Source organism: Pseudomonadota bacterium, assembly GCA_039024915.1.
In the GTDB taxonomy this organism is placed as follows: Bacteria; Pseudomonadota; Alphaproteobacteria; order Rhizobiales; family MH13; genus MH13.
This window is the reverse complement of sequence record JBCCPK010000006.1, coordinates 371,121-381,865: the sequence shown is the minus strand read 5'-3', so window position 1 is coordinate 381,865 and position 10,745 is coordinate 371,121. Positions and strand designations below refer to the sequence as shown.

Here is a 10,745-nt window from a genome sequence, read left to right as displayed (position 1 = left end):
GATTTTTCCCTGAACGCGACCCTGCTGGAAGGAAACACTGCGGCAGGCAAAGGCGGGGCCATCGGGCTCATTTCCGGTTTCACCACCCAGCTGATTTCAAACACCACGATTACGGGCAATTCGGCCGGAAGCGGGATGTCGGACTCGGGCGGCGGCGTCTACATCCTCAACGGCACGACAATCATCGAAAACTCGACGATCAGCGGCAATACAGCCGGTGTCTCTGGCGGGATCGCCGCGAGGGGTTCGGTCACGCTGGAATCCTCGATCGTTGCGGGCAACACGGCCATCTTCAACACGCTTGGCAACGATGTTGGCGGGGGCTTTAGCAGCGATACGACCAACCGGTTCACATCCTCCGGCAACAATTTGATCGGGGATGGCACGTTCGACGGCCAGACCTTTTTCACAAATGGCACGGGCGGCGACATCGCTGGCACCCCATTTGCACGTCAGGATCCGGGCCTCATAAGCTTGTCTGATAATGGTGGCCCGGTGCGCACGCTGGCCCTGTCCAATCTGAGCCAGGCTATTGATGCTGGCAGCAACAGTTCTGGACTGACGACAGACGCAAGGGGTGTCGCGCGGGAAAGCGGCGGGAGCGCGGATATTGGAGCGTTTGAGTTTCAGGAACCGCCCACCACGGCGCAAACACTCGTTGTTACCACGCTTGATGATGAGCTCGACACAACTACCACCGACGCAACAATCGAGCTGTTCGGCGGCGCGGATGATCTTTCCCTTAGGGAGGCCATCTTCCTCGCCGAGCGCGACCGGACAACCGCTGACACCATCACGTTTGACCCAAGCCTTGCGGGCGGCACGATCACGCTCACTGATGGGCAGTTGGGCATCTATGGCGCGGTGACCATTGATGGCGATGTGGATGGCGACAACAGGGCCGACATCACCATCGATGGCAATAATGCGAGCCGCATCTTTGTCGTGGGCGACGATCCGTTGATCGGCCCAGTAGATGTGACGCTCAACAGCCTCGACATTGCGAACGGAAACTCGGGCAGCCTCAATGGCGGCGCCATTTTCGCCCGCAGCGTGGCCGGCAATCTGTTTATCAACGATAGCACGATCCGGGATAGCGCAACCTTTTCGGCCGGTGGCGGGCTGTTTTTGTATGACAGCAATGTGAGCATCAATGCCAGTCTGATCAGTGGCAACACAGCTGGCGGGGACGGCGGCGGGATCTACAAGACGTCTCCTCTGGGTGCTTATACCACGACGATCGCCAATACGACGATCACCGGCAACACGGCGGGAAGTGGGAGCAACAACAGCGGCGGCGGCGTCTTCAATTACGAGGGCGACCTGGTCATTCAGAACTCGACCATCAGTGGCAATACCGCAGGCATTGCGGGTGGCGTCGGGTCCTACGGAGACAATCTCGCGAATACATCGGTCAGTTCGACAATCATTGCTGGAAACACTGCCACCCAGTCTAGCTATGGAAACGATGTCGGCACACATACGACCAGCAACACAACCAGCTCGTTCACATCGCTCGGCGACAATCTGATCGGTGATGGCCAGTTCAGCGGTAACACTTTATTCACCAACGGCACAGGCGGCGACATCGCTGGTACGACGGCCGCGCAGATCGATCCGCTTCTTGGTGCCCTGGCTAACAATGGCGGGCCGGTTCAGACCCTGGCGCTGCAGCAGGGCAGCCAGGCCATCGACGCGGGCAACAATGATCAGTCTTTGACGACCGATGCCCGCGGAGTTGCGCGTGACAACGGCAGCGGCACCGATATCGGCGCGTTCGAGCTTCAGAGCACACCAACCACGCCGCAGAGCTTTGTGGTCACTACGCTGGACGATGAGCTGGATTTCAACGGACCCGATTCCAACCTCGAGACCATGGGCGGAGCCGGTGACCTCTCCTTGCGGGAAGCGATCTTCCTTGCCAATCAGAACGACCTGACCGCCGACACGATCACCTTTGACACGAGCCTTGCCGGTGGAACGCTCACCCTCACCCAAGGTCAGCTGGTGCTCACCTCGGACATCACCATCGATGGTGACACGACCGGAGATGACAAAGCCGACATCACCATCAGCGGCAATGATGCCAGCCGGGTGTTTAACGTCACGGGGACTGGAACCGACGTCGTCCTCTACAGCCTCGACATCACAAACGGCAATGCGTCCAACACCGGCGGAGCGATCTACGCCGCCGGTGCGGGCAGCCTGACCATCGATAACAGCACCGTTCGCGACAGTGTGGCAGGTATCTATGGTGGTGGGCTTATGGTCTCCGCTACTTCGTTAACCCTGACGTCCAGCCTCATAACCGGCAACACAGCTGGAGACGATGGCGGCGGGGTGTTCACAAACACCGACCTCTTTGGGACCACCGCGACGATTACCAACACAACGATTACCGGGAATGCGGCCGGAACCGGCAGTGACAATTCCGGAGGCGGATTATTTAACGTTGACGGCCTTTTGGTCATCGAAAACTCGACGATCAGCGGCAATACGGCCGGGATCAGCGGCGGCGTCGGAACGTTCGGAGATAGTGCCACCCGCACGGATCTGTCGTCGACCATCATCGCAGGCAACACCGCCACGCAAGCCGGCTATGGCAACGATGTCGGGACCAATCGCACGTCCAATTCGACAAATAGTTTCACCTCGCTTGGCAACAACCTGATCGGCGATGGCAGTTTCAACGGGACCGGGTTCTTCACCAACGGCGTGGGTGGCGACATTGTCGGAACGATCGCAACACCGATCGATCCGCTTCTCGGTGCTCTGGCTGACAATGGCGGACCGGTGCAAACGCTGGCGCTGCAAGCGGGCAGCCAGGCGATTGATGCGGGCAACAATGACCAGAACCTGACGGAGGACGCCCGCGGTGCGCCGCGTGAGTTCGGCACGGGTGCGGACATCGGTGCGTTCGAGAAGGCCGATGTGGCGACCAACGGGCCGGATACGCTGTTCGGGACGGGCGCTGCCGATCTTATCAATGCGCTCGACGGGCTTGATCTGGTCAATGGCTTCGGCGGCGATGACACCCTCAATGGCAACATCGGCAATGACACCCTCAATGGTGGGGACGGCAATGATACCTTGCGCGGTCAGAACGGTACCGATGAGCTGAACGGCGAAGATGGAGACGACACGCTCGAGGGTGGGGCGGGGATCGATACCCTCAATGGCGGGGATGGCGCCGACAACCTCAATGGCGGCGGCGGTCCCGATACGCTCAACGGAGATGATGGGAACGACGTCCTTGCTGGCAGCGCCGGCAATGACACGCTCAACGGCGGGGATGGCAACGATCAACTGTTCGGTGGGGCTGACTTCGACACGCTCAACGGTGAGCTCGGCAATGACTTCCTCAATGGCGGCGCGTCCAACGACATCATCACCGGTGGAGGTGGCAATGACACGCTGATCGGCGATGAGGGCAATGACAACCTGAGCGGTGGCGGCGGGGTCGATCTGCTGTCGGGCAATGCCGGCAATGACGTCATGGCGGGTGGGGCAGACAGTGACACACTGAACGGTGGTGGCGGCGATGACCGCATGTTCGGTGGGGCGGGGGATGACATCTCCCGCGGTCAGGCGGGCAACGACTTCATCTCGTCAGGCTCCGGCGATGACACGCTTGAAGGCGGCAATGACAATGACAGCCTGTTCGGCGGCTTCGGCGAAGACACGTTATCGGGCAATGATGGCAACGACTTCCTGCAGGCAGGCGCGAGCAACGATGTGCTGTTCGGTGGCGCAGGCGACGACACGCTGCAGGGCCGCGAAGACAATGACTTCCTCAATGGCGGAGCAGGCACCGATAGCCTGACGGGCGGCACGGGCGCAGACACGTTCGTCTTCGCCCCCGCTTTCGGCAATGACACGGTCACGGACTTCCAAGACGACATCGATCAACTGGACCTAACGGCCTTCAACTTTGCCAGCGTCAACGGCGCTCTCTCCTTCGCCGCTGATGTTGCCGGAGACGTGGTCTTCACCTTTGGACCCAACACATTCACCATCCAAAACACCACCCAAGCGCAGCTGGTGGATGATATCTTGATTTGAGGCTGGCCCGGTGCCATCCGGGCAACGGTGGCTTTGGCAATGGTCTTATCACGATACCAACTCGCGGTTTCTGCCACTTCATTGTGCAGTTTGGCCGTTGGTGTGGCTGGTTTCAGTCTTTGCGCGAGGGCGCGCGCCGTATATTTTCCACGCGCAAGGATTCGATCGCCCTAACGTCAGGGGCGATCATTTTTAACTGCTCGGCAATCTTAAAGAGTGTGCGAATGACACCGGGACAAATGGCTTTCGTGTCAGGCATGAAACACCTGCTGAGCTATGATCAGCAGGGCGCCAGGATGCTCTTGTGATGGCGCATCCATCATCGATCACAAAGGCGGTTCGGCTGCTTGCGCTGGCGTCGACCGCGCTTGGTGGCCTTGTGATGGGCGGCATTAGCGCGGCGCAGGCGCAACTTATTGATCCGCCAGACCCGGTCAATCCACCCGGTTGCACCGTTAACGTAGCTGGGACTGTAGCAACCTGCCAAGGCCCGCTGGCAATCTACCCTGGCGGCTTACAGGCACTGGGCCCGTTCCCGGTTACGAACCCGGCGGGAACACTTACTACCCTGCAGGTCCTCAACCTACCTGCGCCCATCGGCGGGAATGGCGTTGATTTTACGACGTTTGACTCCAACCTCAGCCTGAACATCGACGTGAGCCCAAACGGCATAAACTCTGCCGGTGACGGCGTGTTGGCTCTGGTTGAATCGCCATTCACCGGTCTCACCACCGGTAATGGCTCCATCACCATAGATACAAGCGGTAACATTCAGGCGGTACTGAATGGGATAGTCGGCACTGTCAGGGACACGGCCTTACCCGGGGCACGCGCCACGAATTATTCCGTCACCATCAGATCGCAGAGCGACATCACATCCGCTATTCGGGGAATATTCGCAATAACGCCGCCCTCGGGCACAATCGATATAACGTCAAACGGTGTCATCACGGTTAATGCTGCAAGTGCTCAGGGATTTTTCAATCCGGCCGGGATCGAGGCCGAGAATGTCGGGAGCGGCGTTGTTCGGATATCGGCCAATGGCGACATCCTGGTGACAAACGTCGGTGCCCCGTCATTCTCTCCGCCAGGGTTTCCGCCCGGACCGATTACCGGCTCTATCGATGGAATTCGTGCGCCAGCAGCGCTGGGTGATCCAAATATCCCCAATGACATTCTGATCACCGCCTCAGCCGGGACCACAATTACTGCCCAGGCTCCGACCTCCGCCAACGGCATTTTTGCGACAGCCGAAAGGGGAACGGTCGTAGTCGATTCCAGCAGCAACATCACAGCAACAAGCCCAGGTGCTTCAGCTGGAATCAATGCTTTTACGACGATCTTTGGACCTGTTTCAGTCACATCAAACGGCACAATCACGGCCACAGATTTCGGGATTTCAGCTTCGTCGAATGCCGTCAATACCGGCGGCTTTGGCGGTGTCACCATTGATGCAAATGGGGCCATCACGGTCAACGACACCGACGGAGATAGTCAAGCCATCGGCATCTCGGGCAGAGCGCAGTTGTCTGGTGACGTGATCATCCGTGCAAGTCAGACGGTTACGGTGTCCGGGAACAATGCCATCGGTTTGCTTGCGTCGGCCAATGGCACGGGCAACGCCGAGTTTACCGTAAGCAACACAGTGAACGCAACCGCGGGCGCGACAGGCATAGTAGTTGGGGTTCAGCCGGGGAGCACAGGAACGGTGAATGTCAACGGCACGAGTGTTTTCGGCGGTACCGTTTCGGCGATTGACTTCCTCGGGCCCGCCGGCTCCACCAATGTGCTCAACACGAGCGGCACAACCTCGCTTTCTGCGACCAGCGGTGTTGCGGCTCAGGGCGGCGCTGGTAATACGACGATCAACAACACCGGGGTGCTCAGCACGCTTACGAACGGGGCTATCCGGCTCGATATCGGCGGCGGCACCAACGCGTTCAACAATCAGGCAGGCTCCACCTTCAACTCAGGCGCGATTGTCAATCTTGGTGCGGGCAACCTGTTCACGAACGCCGGTACGCTCTCGTTGGGAGGTGTCGGCGCGAACTCTCTGACGACTATCACCGGCAACTTCGCGCAGACGGCCTTCGGGACCTTTTTGGTGGATGTGGACGCGGGCGGGACCAACGACCTGCTGGCGGTCAACGGAGCCGTCGATCTGACGGGCTCAACCCTTGCTCTCACCCTGACAGGCGACTTCAGCGCGCCGCCCATTCAGGACAATCGCATCATCATTCAAAACGACGGTACCGACGCGGTCACCGGAACGTTTGGTAACGGTTTGGGCCTCAATGGAGCGGGAACGATTTTTACCGCCGTTAACACGGCTGCCGGCGATGGCAATGACGTTGAGCTCCAGCTGTTCCAGACGTCGATTACGCTGCCAAACGGAGCTACCAATGCGGAAGTCGTAACATTTCCTGACGGCTTTCCGGCTTTCACGTTCTTCGTCAATGGGACCGATGCGGCGACTTTCTCTGGCGCCCTGTCTCAGGCGGGTTCGCCCGTTGCCATCAACTTCAACGGAACGGGGACGTTGGATGTGACCAGCATCAATCCAGTAACCGGTCCGCTTACCGTCAATGGCGGTCTGCTGAACTTCACGGGGACAGGTTCGATCGGTTCGACGACGGTGGCGGTCAACACGGGCGAGTTACAGACTGACGGCGGCGCCTTTACCGGATTGCCGCACGTGACAGTCGCAGCAGGCACGCTGTTTGACGTGAATGGCAACGAGACGCTGGCGTCACTTGAAAACAGCGGAACAACGGATGTCGATCCAACCGCTACCCTGACTGTCGCGACTGTGACCAACAATACGGGCGGGCAAATCGTCAATGCAGGCACCGTCAATGCCACCACCGCCACCAATAATGGCGGTGTGACGAACTCCGGCACATTCGGCGCAACCACGCTCATCAACAATGCTCAGTTCATCAATTCGGGCCTTCTGACCCTGATCAATCCGTTCGACAACAATGCCGGTGGTACGCTGATAACCTCAGGGGTCGTCAATGGAGGTGTGGTCAATGATGGCGCCATCAATGCGAGCGGTACCTTCAATGGACCGATCACCAACCAGGTCACCGGCCTTTTCACGGTCACGGCTGACCTTGTTGGGAACGGCGCTTTCACGAATGCCGCGACCCTTGATGTTTCCGGCGGATCGTTTACCGGTCTGACGGCCCTAACCAACACTGGTGCGGTCACGGTTGACCCGAACCGAACCCTTGCCGCCGCAACCGTCAACCAGACGGCAGGAACGATGACCGTGAACGGCTTCTTAACCGGGGACACCACGATCGGTGGCGGTCTTCTGCAAGGGGTTGGTCAGATAAACGGCAATCTGACGGTGGGTGCGGGCGGCATTGTATCGCCAGGAAACCCGGGTCCTTCGATTGGTACCCTGAATGTGGCCGGCAATTTTACCCAAACCACGACGGGCAACCTGTTGGTTGATATCGACGCCGCCGGTAACTCCGACTTGCTCGCCATTACCGGAACGGCCAATCTGAATGGCGCGCTTGCAATCGTGGGCCTCAGTCCGCAGGCCGCGTTTCCAAACCAGCAAAGCTACACCATTTTGACCGCTGCGGGCGGCAGGACGGGACAGTTCAGCACGGTAACCGACAACCTGCCCGATCTGGACCTCAGCGCGACGTATCTGCCGAACAGCGTTGTCATTGGATACACCCGCACCGCGGCTGCGGCCGCGCTCTCGGATAAATCGATCTTCGCTAACAGCGTGACAGGATCGGTCCTCGCGTCGCGCCTGTTTGCCGAGGCAATGCGCGAGCGCCAGGGTGTACGCCAATTGGGAGACGGTGCGGGCTTGGGCCAAGATGGCGCTTCGCTGGCCTTCGGTGCTGCGACCGACGCAGGTTCAGCGATGCATAACCCTTGGATGTCTTCCTTTTCCGATACCGGCGGTTCTGTTCCTGGTCTCGGAGAGCCTACAACGAGCTTCGAGGTCTGGCTGGGCGGGTTAGGGGCCTTTGGCGAGGTCGATAGCACGAGGGTTGCGCCAGGTTTTGATAGCGCCGTTGTCGGCTTTGCTGGCGGCTTGGACGTGGTGAACAACGGTGCGTTCGGGACTTTACGGTTTGGTGTGGCGGGGGGCTATACGGTTTCGGATATTGACAGCCTCAGAAGCGGCGCCGATGTCGAGACCATCCATGCCGGCGTCAGCGGGAGCCTGGCTTCTGGTCCGTTCCTTCTGAATGCTGCCGGTGCCTTGGGTTTCCAGACCTACGATCTGGATCGTTTGGTGCCTCTTATTGGAGCGCCTGCAGTGCTTGCCCGTTCGTCGGCTGACGGAACTCTTATCGAGGTCGCGCTGGATTCATCCTATGATCTTGCGGCGGCTAACGGTTGGGGAACCGCCCACAATTTGCGCGTCGCGCCGATCGTCTCGTTCGATCATGTCGCAATTGCGCGAGATGGGTTCGTTGAGACCGGTGCGGGCATTTTGAATCTGACCGTGGACAGCAGCGACTTCAGCCGAAGCTGGCTCGGTGCTGGCGTTGAGTTTGCAGCGACTTTCGAAGGCGAAAACGGTTTTTCGGTCACGCCCTCGCTCGCCGTGAAGTACGAGCATGGCATCGGGTCCGACACGCTTTCGGTGAATTCTCAGATCCCAACGGTGGCGGGCGCAACATTCCGCGACAGCGGTGCAGCTCTTAACGACCATGCGCTGGCTATCAACGCTGGGCTGGACGTGGCCGTGTCTGACAGGTTCTCGCTTACAACGACCTATGCCGGGTCGTTCGGCGATAACGCCTGGTCCCATCGCGGCGGGATTTCAGCAAGCTTGGCCTTTTAGTCGTCTCACAGGGCAGGAACACGCGGCGGGCTGTTTCGCCTGGCTCCTCCGCCCCGCGAAGCCGCCCGCATTAGCCGGGCCAGAAGCTTAGTAGACGTCGCGCAGGTAACGCTTCTCGCGCTTGAGGTTGGCGACATACTGCCCCGCATCGTCTGCCGACAGGCTTCCATGCTCGGCGATTAGATCGGTAAGCGCCGTATCGACATCGCGCGCCATGCGCGTTGCGTCACCGCACACATAGAAGTAGGCGCCTTCCTCAAGCCAGGCGAACAATGCCTTTCCGTTCTCGTGCATGCGCGTCTGAACATAGATTTTTTCGGACTGATCTCGGGAAAACGCCAGGTCGAGCCGCGCCAGGAGGCCATCGGCACTCATCTTGCTGATCTCATCTTCATAAATGAAGTCGTCGGAGCGGTGCTGGTCGCCAAAGAACAGCCAGTTGCTGCCTGTTGCGCCGCGCGCCTGACGCTCGTGCAAAAATGCGCGGAACGGCGCGATGCCTGTGCCCGGACCAACCATGATCATGGGCGCATCATCTTTTTCGGGGATGCGGAAGGCCTTGTTGGGTGACAGGAAAACGGGCGCGGTGTCACCCTCTGCCAGGGCATCAGCCATGAAGGTTGAGCACACGCCGCGGTGGGGTCGGCCTTCGGCTTCCCAGCGGACTGCAGCAACGGTCAGGTGCACCTCATCGCCATGGACCTTCGGGCTTGATGAGATCGAATAAGCTCGGTGTTGCAACGGCTTAAGGTGGTCAAGGAACTCCGAAGCCGGGATGACAAGCTTGTCATCGAGGTTCAGGAGGTCAAGCGTGTCGCGACCCCACATGAACGCCTCAAGAGCCTCTTTGTCGCCATTGGTCGCGATGCTGCACAGTTCGTCATGGCCGCTTCGTTCGGCGATCGCGTTGATCATCTCTTTCGAGGGCGTCGTGATCTCAAAACGCGTCATCAACGCGTCTCGGACCGACATGTCGAGCTCTTCGATGTGGGCGTCGGCTGGAACTTCCAACCGCTCCATCATCAGATTAACAAGCTCGGGATTGTTTTGCGGAATGACGCCGATCGCATCGCCAGCTTCGTAAGATAGGCCACTCTCGCTCAGATCGAACGCGATGTGGCGGATTTCCTTGGCCGAGCCAGAGCCAGACAACAGCCGGTTTTCGACCGTTGGCGCGGGGTAGGGGTTCTTGCGGTTCCATTTGGGTTTGCTGGTCTCTGCAGCGCCGTTGGCCTGTTCTGCGACGGGCGCGAGTGCCCCCGGAACGGCGTCCGCAATCAGCGGCAGTGTGCCTTCAATCCAGGCTGCCGCCGGATCCTCATAGTCAACATCGCAATCGAGCCGCTGGGTCAGGCGGCGGGCACCAAGCTGTTCAAGACGCATGTCAACGAGCTTCCCGGCGTGGCAGAACTCATCATAGCTCGTGTCACCAAGTGCCAGCACGCCGTAGGAAAGATGTTCCAGGCGCGGCGCTGTATCGGCGGATAGAGCATCCCAGAAAAGCTGGGCATTGTCGGGCATTTCGCCCTCGCCATAGGTCGATATGACGATGATCGCCTGGTCCATGCTTGCAAGCTGTTCCATGGAGACATCGTCAAGCCCGGCGACATTCGTCTGGAAGCCCTTTGCGCGCGCGGATTGCGCTGTATCCTGTGCAACCATCTCAGCGTTGCCGGTCTGCGTACCATACAGAACGTCGAGCTTGACGGCCTGCTGGGCAGGCGCCGCGGCGGCCGCAGTCTGCTGTTCGCCCATGGCTGCGCGCGAGTGTAACCCTGCGAGGAAGCCGGAAAGCCAGGCCCGCTGGTCCTCGTTAAAGGGCGCGGAATCGGGGATGTAGGGTACTTTCATTGATTAC

General features: G+C 59.5%; 3 protein-coding genes. 2 read left to right on the top strand and 1 reads right to left on the bottom strand.

What is annotated here, in order from left to right:
• Together AAF739_14145 and AAF739_14140 are read left to right on the top strand one after the other, a co-directional pair.
• On the top strand, nucleotides 1-4,062 hold a 4,062-nt coding region (locus AAF739_14145), incomplete at its 5' end, for a calcium-binding protein (protein ID MEM6383809.1).
• A gap of 307 nt (nucleotides 4,063-4,369) precedes the next feature.
• Nucleotides 4,370-8,887 (top strand): autotransporter domain-containing protein, encoded by a 4,518-nt coding sequence (locus tag AAF739_14140; GenBank protein ID MEM6383808.1) that lies wholly within the window; start codon nucleotides 4,370-4,372, stop codon nucleotides 8,885-8,887.
• A gap of 87 nt (nucleotides 8,888-8,974) precedes the next feature.
• Here the strand turns inward: AAF739_14140 and AAF739_14135 are convergent, their stop codons facing one another.
• Nucleotides 8,975-10,738, bottom strand: coding sequence for a sulfite reductase subunit alpha (locus tag AAF739_14135; GenBank protein MEM6383807.1), 1,764 nt, complete (start codon nucleotides 10,736-10,738; stop codon nucleotides 8,975-8,977).
• Between the last annotated feature and the right edge of the window lie 7 nt (nucleotides 10,739-10,745).

Coding starts and splice junctions, on each gene's coding strand:
- AAF739_14140 (MEM6383808.1), top strand. CDS start 4,370: ATGGCGCATCCATCATCGATCACAAAGGCGGTTCGGCTGCTTGCGCTG.
- AAF739_14135 (MEM6383807.1), bottom strand. CDS start 10,738: ATGAAAGTACCCTACATCCCCGATTCCGCGCCCTTTAACGAGGACCAG.